The organism is Acinetobacter zhairuonensis (assembly GCF_022601715.1).
Classification (GTDB): domain Bacteria; phylum Pseudomonadota; class Gammaproteobacteria; order Pseudomonadales; family Moraxellaceae; genus Acinetobacter.
Genome location: NZ_JAKVIM010000008.1, coordinates 79,962 through 95,937 on the forward strand (window position 1 = coordinate 79,962; position 15,976 = coordinate 95,937).

Here is a 15,976-nt window from a genome sequence, read left to right on the forward strand (position 1 = left end):
TTAATGAACATACACCTCATACGAATTTGAATAAAGCGAGTAACTCTTTATAAAAAAGAAAATTTCAATATATTCATTGAAAAGTATAGGATTTCCATACCAAAATAAACTGACTTAATCCTTTCCTAGTGGTTGTTTCGATGTACTGCAAGTTTGGTAGATTTAAACATATAAGATTCTAAAGAATGCTTTGTACTTGATTGTAAACTCGTCAATTACGTGTGCAAAAGTTTTTAGATTCAGGCTTATCCATCGAAAGCTATATTGATGAATAGTTCTTTAAGAATGTCTTGGTAAAATCAATCTACTTTTATTAATTTTCATTTAATTATTATTATTATAGTAGCAGGTCTACAAAATGAGCTTTCATAAGCTGTTACTTATTATTCACAACCGAATTCAATAATTCTTGCAATTCTTTTGCATCATGATCAGATAATTCCCGATTTCTTCGCTTCGAAAGATTCTGCCCCAACCCTAAAATGCCAATTGCATAAATAAAAACATATTTAAAATTAAAATAAATAAAATTATAAATCTTATTATTCATTTGATAATAATTTCTTATTTTACGTTCATCTGAACATGTTTTTAAAAGATTATCGATTGAGATGTTTCCAAATTCACGATAAAAAAGAAGTAAATCTGGAAGAATTGCTATTTTTAAATCGCTTTTAGCATATGTACGGCACCACAACTCAAAATCTTCAGCACGAGGGTAGTCTAAACTATATAAGTTTCTTAAATACCATTCTTTTCTGGCCATTACAGTTGGATGAGCAATATTAAACTTAAAAGGTTTAGATATTCCGGTAGTAAGTGAATCAACACTTCTAAATCCACAGACTCTATTCTGATCATCTATAGAGACCAAACCAGTAGAGACTAGATCAAATGCATTATTTTCTAAAAGATAATTTAACTGTATTTCCAAACGGCTAGGATGCATAATATCATCTGCATCCATCCTTGCTATAAATTTACCTTTTGATTCTTTTATTAATTGATTTAGACGATTGGGTAGTTTTTTATTTTCACCATCACAGAGCACTTTAATACGATGATCTTTACGAGCAAATTCTTGAGCAATCTTAAGAGAATTATCTGTTGATCCATCATCCACAAGAATCAATTCCCAATTAGTATATGATTGACAAAGTATAGACTGAATAGAGTAAGCCAAAAACTTTTCAGCATTATAGAACGGAATACCCACACTAATAATAGGTGTAATTTCAGATTCATTTATCATAGAAATAAAAACCAATGTAAATTAAAATTAACATTAAAACATAATGAATTTTTATTTTTTCATTAACAAATGGTGAATAAAACAATGGAGAAATTAGCAATGGAATAACACACCATGAGAACAATCCCCAACGATCTGAAAATGGCAACTGAAATGCCATAAAAAAAACAACACTTGAAATCATATAATAAGAAACAAGTAATTTATATTGAGATAACAAATTAATATCATTCAATTTACTTATAATGTATAAAGAAATCAAAAGAAAGAAAGTATTCAATATAACAAACTGCAGTTTAAATCCAACACTGTATTCAGAATTTCCTTCTGAAAAATAATCCAAATACCTATCATCAGCAAAAAAATCTAAGAATAGTGAGGAAAAGTTTAGAATACCAAAATTATAGTAAGATAAAATTATTGAAAAAAAATAAATAAATATTAGAAAATTAAAGATTCTAATTTTTCCTAAAAAATAAGAAAACAAAAACAATAAAATTGGTATAATTGAAGTCAAATGAAAAGCTAATGACAGAAACATACACAGTAAAATTATAATATTACTCTTCTTATTAACCCACAAAGAATAAGCAAACAATAAAACGGCTAAAGCCACCCCTTGCCTAATCACATTAATACTCATACTTAAATAAAAGAAAAATGACATACATGCAAAGAAGGTAATAAGAAGATTTGATTCAAATTTTTCAGTATAGTTTTTTAACGCATTATAAGTAAAAGCATAAAATAAGAAGGATATCAATAATAGAAAATAAGTATAACCCAGATTAAAATATTGTAGAATCGAAGCGATTAAACCGAATAAAAACTCACCACGAAAATTCAAAACAAATGTTTCATTCCAAAGTATATCAAAATAACTAGCTGTATCAGTTCCTACATCATATTCCCTGAGACCGACAAGGAATATTAAAAAAATTAAAGGGAAAAAAACTAAATATTGACTTAATTTATTTTGTAGTAAAACATCCTTCTTAATCTCTGAAGATAAAGCAGAAGCTATAACCATACATGCTGTACAAAAATAAATTAAACTGTATAAATTAAAAAAAGCAGTATTATCAATTAATATCATTAGAAATACTATCCATATTATTATACAAGGTTAAAGTTCGACGGATTTTTGTTTTATATCAAAACCACTCTTAGCAAGACTTCGACATTACTATCAAACTGATTGCTTACTAGATTTATATATTCAAACGCTTAATCCATTTTTCAATGTTATTGAACTCTTTAAAATAAATTATGATTACACCCAAATCAACTTCTTTTGATATCATCGAAGATATTATAGGCTTTAAACCAATTGCTTGACCTTCCAGCAACACCACTGGACTGGAAATCCTTCATGTAATGATGGCATTAACATGAGATCAGTACCAGCCATTAAGTTTGACATATCATCTCTAGCACCTAAGAAATATATACTTTTAGTTAAAGTATAATCTTGTCTAATTTGCTTAATCGATATCTCTAAAAGTGCTTCACCTACAATCAATAATGTAAAAAAATATCATGTTCCTTAATTTTTTAGCAATTTATAATGTTAGTCTATTATTCTTTACTCCACTTAACCGATCGACTTGAATAGTTTTTAACATGTGAATATATTGTTTAATGCTTTTCCAATAATTTTAGTTGTTTCTGTTGTTTGACTACATAATTCTAAATCTATAGCATTATGTAATAACAATACACCTTCTGCTGTACTAAAACAAATATTTCACAGCATCTTTTCTGCTAACAGATGAAAAGCATTACTTAGCGAATATGTACATGCACAATTCAATATTCAAGATATTGCTTTAAATAACGTGTTAGCTTGAACAAGTGTTTAATTGGATTATAAGTAAGAATCGGAAAAATTCTACAACCTAACTCACGAATTTCATAATCACCTTATTGAGTCGTAAATGTATAAAGTTAAATTTGACTTGGGTCCGATCAATATGATGATATAGATTCATAAGTATATTTTCTGTACTAACATGCTTCCTCTGACCTGCTTTATGTAAAAATATAATTACTAATGATTCCTATATATGCATTTTTGAAGTTTTCGGTATTAAACTGATTTGTATTCATTACAGCAATTCCTGATAGGAGTTTTATATATTCAGGATTTAGCTATTGTTATATTGCAGCTGCAAAACCAGTCTCTTTATTTTCAAATTCAACAACAGTTCAATATTTATTCGAGCTATTTAATGCTAGTTTTTATTAGAAATCCTTATTACCCAGTATGAAAAATGATGTTCTATAGAATAATTAACCAGCTAATACATCAACGATTCAAGAAATCTATAGAATGAATCTAAGCTTATCAATTTAAGCATCAATTACTCCTAAAATAGCATTTAATCTTTGATTTTAAATAGGATTTAACCAATTTTTTATGCGCTTTTTCTATACCTAAACCATATATTAACGAAATCACAACTAAAGTTTCTAACATAAAAATGATCAAAAATCCAACAAAATCACTCACAATTACAAATTCAGCTATTGCCTTGAGGATTAAAATAATTGTACTAGTAGTAATAATTATATTAACTAAAACATTCATAAAAAATTTGGATACATCAAAATCATTAATCATTTTTTTTGCTATCCATAAATTTAAAAATGCAGCTAAGGTAGTATTCAAGGCATAAACAATATAAGCATAATGATAATCAAAACCAAATTTAAATATAAAATAAACCAATGGAACTGATAAAAAAATAACAGTCCCTGTTAAAAAACAGTATTTTTTCACATTACCAGTAGCATGAATTAATATCACAATTGGCTCAAAAACCACCTCAATCAAACTGGAAATTAGTACAAAAACCGTAATTACTTTAGCATAATCAGGTGGGGATCCCAGCCAAAACTTCATAATATAATCAATATTTAATATAATTGGAGCACAAAATATCAGCATTAAATAATAAGAATATTTTGCCGAGTAAAATGTTAATACATTCATTCTATCAACATCATAATCAGCATAACTACGCATTAATTGTGGCTTAACTGCAACCAATAGATTACCAGATAAACTATATAAAGCTGCATTGATTTGATAACTTATTTTTACACTTGCAACCGCTATCAAACCAAAAAAATTATTCATCAAGAGCATTATACCCTCTACTTTAAAAACCTTAGAAAAACTCAAATACAAATCCCAACTAATAAAATTTATTATTTTTTTAAGAAAATCATTATCTATATGAAATTTAACCCTTGCTTCAACAATATTTAATTGACTATAAACTACATAAGTTAATCTTATTAAAAAAACTATACAAACAAAACCTGACGCATAATATAACAGCTTATCATGAGGAAGGAATATTAAAGCATAAGCCAATACCAGCTTCAAAGTTACATCAAGTACAGAAATCAAAGCATATATTCCAAACTTTTCTTTCGCCATCAATATGGATTCAAATGGAATGGTAATAACTAAAAAGAATAGAGACAGTATTGATAAATTAAAAACTTGCAAGGCAATATTTATTTTTTCAATCGGTAATTTTACAAAAAAATTGATTACTAAAGCACCAAAAATTTTAATTAATATACAAAAAAATAATGCAATAAAAATATGTAGAAAAAATGCTGTAGAAAATATTTTTTGAATATAAGATATTGTACCTTTCTCCATTTCTATATTTAAGAAGCGATTCGATGCATTCGACAATGCAGTCTGAAAAAATGAAAATAACGCAATAACTCCCGCCAATGCTCCATATAAACCAAAATCTTCCACACCAAGATTCTTTAATAATATTCTAGTTGCATATAAGTTCAGTACAACTGTAACCAAAAGCCTAATGTACAAAGCCAATGTATTATTTAAAATTTTTTCATTTTTAGACATAATTTAAAATCAACTTTTAAATATTTAAACATATAAAAAATTGCTTTATTTGATTTTTGCCAAACTGAATAAACTGGCCTATGATTTCGAATTTTTTTTAATATGCTTGCCTATGGATTCCTTATATTACTAGCATTGAATTTACGATTAATTGAATTTGAGTAAATTTTATACCAATTAAATCTAATACATTTTTAATTATATTAAAGACTTTATATAATAAAGTGCTATCACTAAGTACAAGACTGTAATTATTGTAGATCAGAAAATTTCAATCTTGTTTCATCATATCCTGCTTGTATCATATATACAATTACTAAGTCTTGTTGACACTCCATTTTTACTATTGGACTGTAGTTAGGTTTGTACTATCGTAAAAAATTATAATTGCACTGTATAATTTGATGTATTAGTATATTTATTAAACAATCTCAATCACCCCCACAGATTGAAATATATTTATAATTTACAATGAATTACAGGGGTACAGAGTGAAATTACTACAATATATTGGCCTTTTAGGGTTCACACTCAGCACTGTTGGTTGCGCTCTAGCACCAGGCCTTCAAACTTACAATTTACCTGAACAAGGTATTTATCAAACTGAACTTGGTAGTACAGTGCATGTCATTCAACTCAACCAAAATACCTTACGTGATTTAAATCAAACTTCAAACAGCAATCTACAAGATTATTCTAGCTTATTTCGCCATTCCCAACTCTCATACAAGTTGAGTCCAGGCGATATTCTATCCATTTACTTGTGGGCTTATCCTGAAATTACGCCTGCAGCGAGTAATATTTCCAGCGAACAATCTATTCAAGCCAATGGATTCCAAATCGACCAAAGTGGTTATATTCAATTCCCCATTATTGGGCGCTATAAAGCTGCTGGAAAATCACTCTCTCAAGTGAATCAAGAGTTGCGTAGTCAGCTCTCTCGTTATTTAAAAACACCTGATGTGATTGCACGTGTTCTGTCTTATCAGGGCCAGCGTTATTCAGTTCAAGGTAATGTGATGAGAGGTGGGCAATTCTTTCTAAGTGATCAGCCCGTCAGTGTTTATACCGCTCTTAGTATGGCTGGTGGGATTAATACACAATATGGTGATAACACCTCTATTACGTTGGTACGCCAAGGTAGAACTTACAAGTTGAATAGTATTCAACTCGAAAAGTCTGGTTATTCTTTACACAATCTACTCATTCAACCTAATGATACTCTCTATGTAAATTCTAAAGAGGACCAGAAGATTTATGTCATGGGTGAATCTGGTAGGAATCAATCTTTGCCCATGCGTGATCAAGGTATGACCCTAAGTGATGTTCTGGGAGAAAGCCTAGGCATTGATTCAAATACTGCAAGTGCTAAACGAATTTATGTACTACGTAGTGACCCAAAGCAGCAACAAACTGAACTGTATCATATGAATTTAATGAGTCTGGGTGATTTCGGTTTAGCCAATCAATTTAGAATGCATAGCAATGATATTGTTTATGTTGACTCTACAGGCTTAGCCCGTTGGCAACGTATCATTACCCAAATTTTACCGTTCTCTAATGCTTTGTATAATATTGATCGATTGGGAACTAACTAATACATATTTAAAATATTCTTATGGGCTGTATTGGAAATATTTGTCCTTGTCCAATAGCAAAATACGTTTCCAAGCAGAAATTTCTTCAATTGCATATTGGACAAGCATAGCCGTTTCCCAAATGAAAATATTTCGTTTGGGTCACTGATAAGGTAAAACATTTTCAATCCTTACCAGCACGTAACGAGCCGTTTTTGATGACACCTGTCAACTTACACAAACCTGTATAAGTGACTGGAAACAATAAATTTAACCCATAGATAATAAAATTATGAGCCAAAATATCAATAAAGTAGAAACAAGTGATTTAAAAGAACTATTTTTTTCACTCATCGCTCAATGGAAACTGATTGCGTTATGCACCATCTTAAGCTTGGGGTGTGCACTGCTTTATTTAAGAGCTACACCTAACACTTATGCAGTGAGCGCTTTAATTCAGGTGGAAAACAGTCAAGGGGCTGGTACCGCTGCCTTACTCGGTGATTTATCTTCCATGGTAGATCAAGAGTCACCGGCTCAAGCTGAAATCGAGATTCTAAAATCTCACTTAGTACTCGGAAATGTAATTCAACATCTCAACCTAGACTTACAAGTCTCTGGTACAGAAAACTCATTTTTCGATCGTTTACTCTCTCCACACATTTATAAGACCCAGTACAGCACTCAATCTGTCCTGTTCAAAGATAACGAAAAAGCATTCGAAATAACACAATTTAAAGTCCCAGAAAACTACGAAGATCAAAGCCTTGAACTCCGCTTCACAGATCATCAATTCAATTTAACAGATCCAAAAACTGAGCAAGTCCTACTTACAGCTAAGGTCAATCAACCTAATAACATTCGTACTGTCGATGGTGTATGGAATATTACAATCCATACTCAAGATCAACTCAATGATACCTATCTCATTCAGAAACAATCTTTACCTGCAGCAGTAAATAATATTCTAGAGAATTACTCAGTTACAGAAAAAGGCAGGCTCACAGGTATTTTAGGACTGAACTATCAAGGTACAGATAAAGAGCATATTATCAAAGTACTAAATGCTATTTTAGCCTCGTATAGTCAACAAAACATTGAACGTCGTTCTGCAGAAACCGCACAAACACTGAAGTTTTTAGATGAGCAATTACCTGAGCTAAAACAACAACTTGATGTTGCTGAACGTGAATTTAACAAATTCCGTGAGCAATACAATACGGTTGATGTTACACGAGAGTCTGAGCTTTATCTTACACAAAGTATTAACCTTGAAACTCAGAAAATCGCCCTACAACAAACACGTGCTGAATTGGCACAGAAGTACACCGCTGCACACCCTGAAATGAAACAAGTTAATGCTCAACTTGAAGCAATTAACAATAAAATTAATGAACTCAATACAACACTTAAACAATTACCCGACTTGCAACGCCGCTATTTACAGTTGTACCGTGAAGTCGAAGTTAAACAACAACTTTATACCAACTTATTAAATTCTTACCAACAACTACGTATTTCCAAAGCAGGTGAAATTGGCAATGTTCGTATTGTCGATACTGCAATCAAACCAATTAAACCGATTGCACCTAAAAAATTACAGATTTTAATTTTAGCTATTTTCTTAGGTGCTTTCCTCGGTACAGTTTTAGCCTTTCTACGCAACATGCTACATACAGGCATTAAAGATTCAGCTCAAATTGAAAATGTATTTAATCTGCCTGTGTATGCAACTATTCCACATTCACCTGTACAAGAAAGTCATAGTAAACTGCTTGAAAAGAAGAAACATATTCCAATTCTTGCAGTTGAAAATAGTGATGATATGGCGATTGAAAGCTTACGTAGCATGCGTACCGCTATTCAATTTGCGCTCAATCATGCACCTAACAATATAATTATGATTTCTAGTCCAGGACCTGATCTAGGTAAATCCTTTATTGCCACCAACCTTGCTGTAATTTTAGCGCAAACCAATAAGCGTATATTGTTGATTGATGCTAACCTGCGTCGTGGGCATTTACACAAATATTTCAATCAAGATAATCAAGCAGGTTTAGCAGACTTTTTAAATGGTCAGCAGCCTCTTGAAAAGATTCTCAAACATACAGAAGTTGAAAATCTATCGTTCATTACATGTGGTAACAACCCAGCAAACCCTTCAGAATTATTGAGCATGGATGGCTTTAAAAGTCTACTCGAACAGCTCTCTGGTCAATTCGATTATATTCTTATCGATACACCACCAATTTTGGCGGTGACAGACAGTATTATCATTTCACAATATGCAGGTGTAAATCTTGTGATTGCACGTTATGCGAAAACCCAAATGAAAGAGTTAGATCTTGTTATTCATCGGTTTGAACAAGCCAATACTAAAATTACGGGAATTATCATCAACGATATTCAACGTACTGTAGATTCACATTATGGCTATAACTATGCTTATGATTATAAGAGTTCAAAAAAGGTTTAATTTATTTTCAAAATCCATTCATAGAAAGAACGAGCACCATACTCGTTCTTTCTTATATGATCAAACCTAGCGCAACACAATCGACGAATAAAATTGGATAGATACTCCATCCTCCTCTAACATCTTCTAATGCTCACTTATTGCAGAATATTAAACAATCCTCTTTAGACATGAGAATCAGTTAAACCTTTTTACCTGTGACCAAAATTTTAGTCATACGTATTGCCTAATAACACTTTCAGTAGACCTTGGGTCGAAGCATCAAACTCTGTCATATCAGTTTGCTGACCATTCAGTACTGGTAATAACTGATTGGCAATTTCTTTGCCTTTTTCCACGCCCCACTGATCAAAGGGATTAATATTCCAAATCACCGACTGCACAAACACTTTATGTTCATAGAGTGCAATCAGCATACCTAGTGTTTTGGGGTTTAACTCATTGATCAATATTGTTGTACTTGGCTGATTTCCCTCATATTTTTTATATTCTGGTAGATTTTCCACTTCATTCGCACACAATGCTTGATTACCAAACGCCAGTAATCTTGATTGCGCCAAACAGTTAGACAGAGCTAAATGATGTTGCTCAATGAGTGCTTCGGCATTTTCCACATAAGTAAATTGTTTTGCATTATAACGCTGTACGGGTGCGATAAAATCACAACTCACCGCATGCGTCCCCTGATGCAGCAACTGATAGAACGCATGCTGTGCATTTGGCCCCACCTCGCCCCATACAATTGGGCAAGTCGCAGATTCAACTTTTTGATGATTCCTCTGTAGAGATTTACCGTTGGATTCCATTTCGAGCTGCTGTAAATACGCAGCAAAATATTTCAACCGACCATCATAAGGCAGAACAGCATGGGTCTGCATATTCAGATAGTTAGTATTCCATACCCCTAATAAACCCATCAGCACAGGAATATTTTGCTCAAACGGTGCATTTTGAAAATGTTGATCCACCAAATGTGCACCCGAAAGTAGGGCTTTAAATCCGTCAACTCCAATTTGCAAAGCAATCGGTAATCCAATACAAGACCAAAGAGAATAACGCCCTCCTACCCAGTCCCATAATAAGAACTGGTGATCAGGATGAATTCCCCAGGCCGTCATTTTTTCAGGTTTAGTTGATACGCCAATAAAATGACTTTTAAGCACACAATCGCGTTGCCCTAAGCTTTTCTCCAGCCATTGGCGCACCGTTTCCGCATTCGACAAGGTATCAATTGTTCCAAATGATTTGGAAGAAATAATAAACAAGGTGGTTTCAGGTCTTAACTGATGTAAGAGCTCTGAAAGCTGGCTGCCATCCATGGTCGACACAAAATGGACATTTAAGGGCTTCGCTGTTTGGACTTTAAAATCCGATAAGGCATGAGAGACCATCAAAGGACCCAAATCTGAGCCACCCACCCCAATATTCACCACATCTTGAATGACCTCACCCGTCACTCCACGATATTGTCCTGCATGTATTTTTTCCACCAAATCAAACATTCGGCCTAATTGTTCATGCACTTGCTGCGATAATTCAGGAAAAACATCGGAATCTTGAGGCAAGCGCAAAGCCCAATGCATCGCTGCACGTTGCTCGGTGTAATTAATTGTCTCAACTGAAAATAGACGACCGATCCAAGCTTTTAATTGTTTTGCTTCTGCTAATGAGAGCAATGCCTTTGTCACAAGCAAATTGACACGGTGCTTACTAAAATCAAAAAGCAAATCTTCACAACGCAAACTGAAGTTTTCAAAACGTTGTGGTTGCTCTGCAAAGAGCTGGTTCAAATGAACCAACTGCATTTGTTCCGCTAACTGCTGTAATTTTTGTTCAGTAGAAGGCAATGCGTGCTTAGGAAAATTTTCGATATTTTCTCTCATACCCGACCAACTCCCTCATATGCAAAACCCTGCGCTTTGACATATAGAGGATCATAAATGTTACGTCCATCTAGAATAAGCGGATGACGCATAAATTGCTGTAGTTTTTTATAATCAGGGCTAGCGTATTGTTTCCATGCGGTGATCACACATAAGGCATCTGCATCTTGAGCTGCATCATAAGCATCTGTACACAAAATCAAATCTTCTCGATGACCATACTGTTGATATATTTCTTTCAGCGCTTGTGGATCATGTAGTTTAATCTTCGCACCTTGTGCCCAGAGTGCATTCAGCATGGCATGAATTGGGGAGTTATGAATACTTGAGGTATTTTCTTTGAATGATGCGCCCCAAATTGCAACAACTTTATTTTTTAAATCTGAATGGTAATAACTCCAGAGTTTACGAAATAAAATTTCTTTTTGCTGCTCATTAATATCCAAAACCTGTTGTAACAGACGGCTTTTCGCACCACTTTTTGAAACTTCACTGGATAACGTCAAAATATCATGCGAAAAATTTTCACCACCGAAACCGACTCCAGGTGATAAATAAGTTGAACCGATTCGCGAATCCGCACCCATACCCTGCGTCACATTCACAATATCAATGCCTAATTTTTCAGCTACCAGAGCAAGGTCATTGATATAGCTAATTCGAGTCGCCAGCATTCCCGAGATACTCAGCTTCGTAAATTCAGCATCTAGAATCGGCATGAATAAATATTGGTTAGTTGTACTAAATATAGGTCGTAACAACTCTTCAATCATAGTTCTAGCGGGGGCTTCCTCTACCCCAACAATAATCTGCTTTAAATGCAGCACACTATTAATGGCATTCCCCTCCTGAATCACATCAGGTAAGTAGACCCAGTAATCTTGAGGCGAAATCTCGCTAAGCTTATTTGTAGCATTTAATCCAAAAGTTGCAGCATTAATCATCAATCTTGGATGAATAATCGGTTTTAAAGCCAATGTCTTGAGGGTCTGAACCGCGATCTCAATCTCTGTTGGGCTATAACAAAAGAAATAAACATCTACATCCAAAGGGAGTTCAACTACAGCACAATAAAGAAGCTGTCCCAATTTATGTTGTCGATTAAGACGAGAATTTACATCTTCATCTAAATACTGAACCCGTTTCTGATGGGAGTGCTCATTAGTTTGTTGACTGCACCAATAGACTTGATTGCCATATTCGGATAACAATACAGCCATGACACCTGCATTCAGTGTCGCACCTAATATTGCAACTTTCATAATTCACCCACCGCACTTATTTTTATTCGACATTCAATTCGGCAATCAACTGCTTGAATTCGTGCCCTAATTGAGGATGTGCAATACCATAATGCAAAACAGCCTTCAAATAGCCGAGTTTACTGCCACAGTCAAAAGTCTCGCCTTTCATTCGATAAGCCTCAACTAAATCAGTACGCTGCAACATTGCAATTGCATCGGTCAACTGGATTTCATTTCCTGCACCCTTCGGAGTTTGCTCCAGTAACTGCATAATTTTGGCTGGTAGAATATAACGCCCAACAACAGATAAATTTGAAGGTGCTGTCCCTACAGCTGGTTTTTCTACAATGCCTTGCATAGTGATACTTTCACCTTCTAAAGGCGAGCTGGCAACATCCACAATTCCATATTGATCCACCAAATGCTCAGGAACTGCTTCAACCATAATTTGTGCTGCTTGTGCAGTCTCATAACGCTGAATCATACTGGCAAGATCATTTTGGTCTGATTTGGCTTTAACCAATACATCTGGAAGCAGTACAGCAAAATCATCAGTTCCAATAATGCTTTTGGCACACAAAACAGCATGGCCGAGCCCTAAGGGCTGTGGCTGACGTACACTCACTACACTCACATGTGAAGGTAGGATTTCAGTAATTTCTTTCAAAAGATCAGTTTTATTTTTCTGCGCTAAGGTCGTTTCGAGTTCAAAATTTCGATCAAAATAATTTTCAATTGAAGCTTTGGAAGAATGCGTGACTAAAATAATTTGTTCGATTCCTGCTTGAACCGCCTCACGCACAACATATTCAATTGCTGGACGATCGACCACGGTCACCATTTCTTTAGGAATAGATTTACTTGCAGGTAAAAAACGCGTACCTAAACCAGCAACAGGTAAGATTGCTTTTTTAATCATTTGTAGAAATCACAGCATATTAGATAAATGTTTGAGATTATACATCAACTTTTTCTGTAGTTTTAGAAAACCGACTTGCACCAACGACCTGATTGGGTGCATTAATACCTTCTTTTTTAAGCATGACTAAAACTGTTTTAAACATAATTTTAAAGTCTAATGCTAGCGTCTGTGTATTTACATATTCAATGTCTAATTTAAATTTATCTTCCCAATCCAAATTATTGCGACCACTGACTTGAGCAAGCCCAGTCATGCCAGGGCGGACCTCATGACGTCTCATCTGTTCTGGGGTATAATGTTCAAGAAATTCTTTTAATTGCGGTCTTGGACCAACAATGCTCATATCCCCTTTTAACACGTTAAAAAGTTGAGGCATTTCGTCCAATGTAGTGGAGCGCAATTTTTGACCAAAAGGAGTAATACGCTTTTCATCAGACAGAGGATTACCCTCTCGATCAAAAGCGTCCGTCATAGAACGAAACTTAATCATCTTAAATAGTTTTCCATCTTTACCAGGACGCTCTTGGCAGAAAAAAATAGGCGAACCTAAATTTTTACGTACTTTATAACAAACAATGAGGAAAATCGGAGACAATAATATTAGTGCTATTAGTGAAATCAGTATATCTAATAATCGTTTCATAGTATCAAACTCAAATTTTTAACTAACATTATTTTAAATAACCTTTAAAATCAATAATATAAAAAACACTCGTTTTCATGAAGAGCTTTTTTTTACTACATACCAATGTTAATCTTGATTAAAAATATCTCTAGTATAAACCTTTTCAATCACATCGAGTAAATCATCATTCAAGCGATTAGACAGAATCACATCACTATCCATTTTAAAATTGTTCAAATCTTTCTCTACAAGACACTGATTAAATTCATTTACTTTCAAAGTAGGTTCATAGATGATTACTCTTATATCATGCTGCAATAACTTCTCAATAATTTTTTCAACAGCAGAAGATCTAAAGTTATCAGATCCATGTTTCATAATAAGACGGAATACACCAACAACTTTGGGATTCTTGGCTAAAATTGCATTAACAATAAAGTTTTTACGTGTATTATTTGCTTCTACCACCGCAGTAATAATTTTATTAGGAACATCCGCATAGTTTGCCAATAGCTGCTTTGTGTCTTTTGGTAAACAATAGCCACCATAACCGAAAGAAGGATTATTATAATAATTCCCAATACGCGAATCTAAACATATTCCTTCAATAATTTGCTTAGTTTCCAAATTCTTTATTTCAGCATATGTATCTAATTCATTGAAAAATGAAACTCTCATAGCCAAATACGTATTAGCAAAAAGCTTGATTGCTTCTGCTTCAGTTGGATCTGTTAATAGAATTGGGATATCCTTTTTTAGAGCTCCTTGCAACAACAGATTAGCAAAGTTCTTAGCACGATCTGATTGTTCTCCTACAATAATTCGAGAAGGAAAAAGATTATCGTGCAAAGCCTTCCCCTCACGCAGGAATTCAGGAGAAAAAATAATATTTGAAGTATTATATTTCTTCCTAACAGACTCAACAAATCCTACAGGAATTGTTGATTTTATTATAATTAGTGCATCTTTATTTACAAATATTACTTGTTCAATGACAGATTCAACAGAGAATGTGTTGAAATAATTTTTATCTTCATCGTAATCAGTAGGAGTTGCGACAATAACAATATCTGAACGTTCAAAGGCATCTTTATAATTCATTGTTGCTTCTAAATTCAGTTTTTTATTTTTCAAATATTCAATTATTTCACGATCATGAATAGGGGATCTACGTTGATTTACTAATTGAATACGATTTTCATCTGTATCGACTGCAATTACTTGATTATGTTGAGAAAGTAAAATTGCATTTGATAACCCAACATAACCAAGCCCAACAACAGATACTATTAAAGACATTAAATAATCCTATTTTTAAATATTAAATATATTAGCAATAAAAGGTAATTTCGAACGAATTATACCTTTAAGCATATAATGAGAGAAACAATAAATAGATTGAATAAAGGATAGATTTTCTATATGGCGATATAAATACCAATTGTACTGAGCTGCTTTAAACTTATTCGCTGAAATTGAATCAGAGCGCACCGTGTAACTTGCTAAATCTACATTAAGACCATAAGCATAAGGAGTTAATTTCAAAATTTTTAACCATAATGCGAAGTCTTGGCGTTTTCTAATTAATGGAAATTCAACTTTGCCTATTTTTTTTGTATCGTACATTGCAGTAAGACAACCAATCACACAAGTTTTTAAGAGCTGACTATAGGCAACTTTTAGTGGTATATTTACCGTAGATAAAAAATCCCCGACTTCATTGACTTTATGGTATTTTGTATAAGTTAATGCATAACCATTTTCAATCATAAAAGTGACTTGTTTATTGAGTTTATCAGGATGCCAAGTATCATCACTATCTAAGAATGCAATAAAGCGTCCTTGGGCCTGTTGAATTCCTGTGTTACGAGCAACTGCTGCACCAGAATTTTTTTCTAAACAAATAAGCTTAATTCTATTATCCTGATGTATATATTTTTCTATTACAGATAAAGAGTTATCACTTGAACAATCATCAATAATAATCAACTCCCAATCAGAGTAATTTTGACTCAAAACAGAATTTATAGTTTTCTCGATAAATAATGAAGAGTTAAATGATGGCATAATTACCGAAACCAAGTATCTATTTTGCATAACAT

Annotated in this window: 12 protein-coding genes; 2 read left to right on the forward strand and 10 right to left on the reverse strand. The window is 33.3% G+C overall.

The features are described from left to right. Positions 1 to 376: 376 nt before the first annotated feature. The 4 genes from MKI85_RS08240 to MKI85_RS08250 all read right to left on the reverse strand — a co-directional run bounded on the left by MKI85_RS08240 (position 377) and on the right by MKI85_RS08250 (position 5,147). Complete coding sequence (locus tag MKI85_RS08240) at positions 377 to 1,252, reverse strand: glycosyltransferase family 2 protein (RefSeq protein ID WP_241626720.1); 876 nt, start codon at positions 1,250 to 1,252, stop codon at positions 377 to 379. Continuing rightward, on the reverse strand, positions 1,242 to 2,348 hold the full coding sequence (locus MKI85_RS08245) for an EpsG family protein (protein WP_241626722.1): 1,107 nt from the start codon (positions 2,346 to 2,348) through the stop codon (positions 1,242 to 1,244). The genes MKI85_RS08240 and MKI85_RS08245 overlap by 11 nt, the downstream gene beginning before the upstream one ends. 225 nt (positions 2,349 to 2,573) lie before the next feature. Continuing rightward, positions 2,574 to 2,774 carry a glycosyltransferase gene (locus tag MKI85_RS16965; protein ID WP_413351451.1) on the reverse strand — a complete coding sequence of 67 codons (201 nt, stop codon included), beginning with the start codon at positions 2,772 to 2,774 and terminating at the stop codon, positions 2,574 to 2,576. 837 nt (positions 2,775 to 3,611) lie between these two features. Further along, positions 3,612 to 5,147, reverse strand: coding sequence for a lipopolysaccharide biosynthesis protein (locus tag MKI85_RS08250; RefSeq protein ID WP_241626724.1), 1,536 nt, complete (start codon positions 5,145 to 5,147; stop codon positions 3,612 to 3,614). A 491-nt stretch (positions 5,148 to 5,638) separates the two neighbouring features. Between MKI85_RS08250 and MKI85_RS08255 the strand changes: the two genes are divergently transcribed. Beyond that, complete coding sequence (locus MKI85_RS08255; protein WP_241626727.1) at positions 5,639 to 6,745, forward strand: polysaccharide biosynthesis/export family protein; 1,107 nt, start codon at positions 5,639 to 5,641, stop codon at positions 6,743 to 6,745. Between the two features lie 271 nt (positions 6,746 to 7,016). Next, positions 7,017 to 9,200, forward strand: a complete 2,184-nt coding sequence (locus MKI85_RS08265) for a polysaccharide biosynthesis tyrosine autokinase (RefSeq protein ID WP_241626729.1) — start codon at positions 7,017 to 7,019, stop codon at positions 9,198 to 9,200. Between the two features lie 209 nt (positions 9,201 to 9,409). On the opposite strand, the gene pgi is transcribed toward MKI85_RS08265, so the two are convergent. The 6 genes from pgi to MKI85_RS08295 form a co-directional block, all read right to left on the reverse strand. Then, positions 9,410 to 11,083 carry a glucose-6-phosphate isomerase gene (gene pgi, locus MKI85_RS08270; protein ID WP_241626731.1) on the reverse strand — a complete coding sequence of 558 codons (1,674 nt, stop codon included), beginning with the start codon at positions 11,081 to 11,083 and terminating at the stop codon, positions 9,410 to 9,412. After that, positions 11,080 to 12,345, reverse strand: a complete 1,266-nt coding sequence (locus MKI85_RS08275; RefSeq protein WP_241626733.1) for a nucleotide sugar dehydrogenase — start codon at positions 12,343 to 12,345, stop codon at positions 11,080 to 11,082. The genes pgi and MKI85_RS08275 overlap by 4 nt, the downstream gene beginning before the upstream one ends. A 22-nt stretch (positions 12,346 to 12,367) precedes the next feature. After that, positions 12,368 to 13,246 (reverse strand): UTP--glucose-1-phosphate uridylyltransferase GalU, encoded by an 879-nt coding sequence (gene galU, locus MKI85_RS08280; protein WP_241626734.1) that lies wholly within the window; start codon positions 13,244 to 13,246, stop codon positions 12,368 to 12,370. A gap of 37 nt (positions 13,247 to 13,283) precedes the next feature. Next, entirely contained in the window at positions 13,284 to 13,892 is a 609-nt protein-coding gene (locus MKI85_RS08285; protein WP_241626736.1) for a sugar transferase, read from the reverse strand. A gap of 108 nt (positions 13,893 to 14,000) precedes the next feature. Next, positions 14,001 to 15,173 (reverse strand): nucleotide sugar dehydrogenase, encoded by a 1,173-nt coding sequence (locus tag MKI85_RS08290; RefSeq protein WP_241626737.1) that lies wholly within the window; start codon positions 15,171 to 15,173, stop codon positions 14,001 to 14,003. 15 nt (positions 15,174 to 15,188) lie between these two features. Next, positions 15,189 to 15,971 carry a glycosyltransferase family 2 protein gene (locus MKI85_RS08295; RefSeq protein WP_241626739.1) on the reverse strand — a complete coding sequence of 261 codons (783 nt, stop codon included), beginning with the start codon at positions 15,969 to 15,971 and terminating at the stop codon, positions 15,189 to 15,191. Between the last annotated feature and the right edge of the window lie 5 nt (positions 15,972 to 15,976).

Coding starts and splice junctions, on each gene's coding strand:
- MKI85_RS08240 (WP_241626720.1), bottom strand. CDS start 1,252: ATGATAAATGAATCTGAAATTACACCTATTATTAGTGTGGGTATTCCG.
- MKI85_RS08245 (WP_241626722.1), bottom strand. CDS start 2,348: ATGATATTAATTGATAATACTGCTTTTTTTAATTTATACAGTTTAATT.
- MKI85_RS08250 (WP_241626724.1), bottom strand. CDS start 5,147: ATGTCTAAAAATGAAAAAATTTTAAATAATACATTGGCTTTGTACATT.
- MKI85_RS08265 (WP_241626729.1), top strand. CDS start 7,017: ATGAGCCAAAATATCAATAAAGTAGAAACAAGTGATTTAAAAGAACTA.
- pgi (WP_241626731.1), bottom strand. CDS start 11,083: ATGAGAGAAAATATCGAAAATTTTCCTAAGCACGCATTGCCTTCTACT.
- MKI85_RS08275 (WP_241626733.1), bottom strand. CDS start 12,345: ATGAAAGTTGCAATATTAGGTGCGACACTGAATGCAGGTGTCATGGCT.
- galU (WP_241626734.1), bottom strand. CDS start 13,246: ATGATTAAAAAAGCAATCTTACCTGTTGCTGGTTTAGGTACGCGTTTT.
- MKI85_RS08285 (WP_241626736.1), bottom strand. CDS start 13,892: ATGAAACGATTATTAGATATACTGATTTCACTAATAGCACTAATATTA.
- MKI85_RS08290 (WP_241626737.1), bottom strand. CDS start 15,173: ATGTCTTTAATAGTATCTGTTGTTGGGCTTGGTTATGTTGGGTTATCA.
- MKI85_RS08295 (WP_241626739.1), bottom strand. CDS start 15,971: ATGCAAAATAGATACTTGGTTTCGGTAATTATGCCATCATTTAACTCT.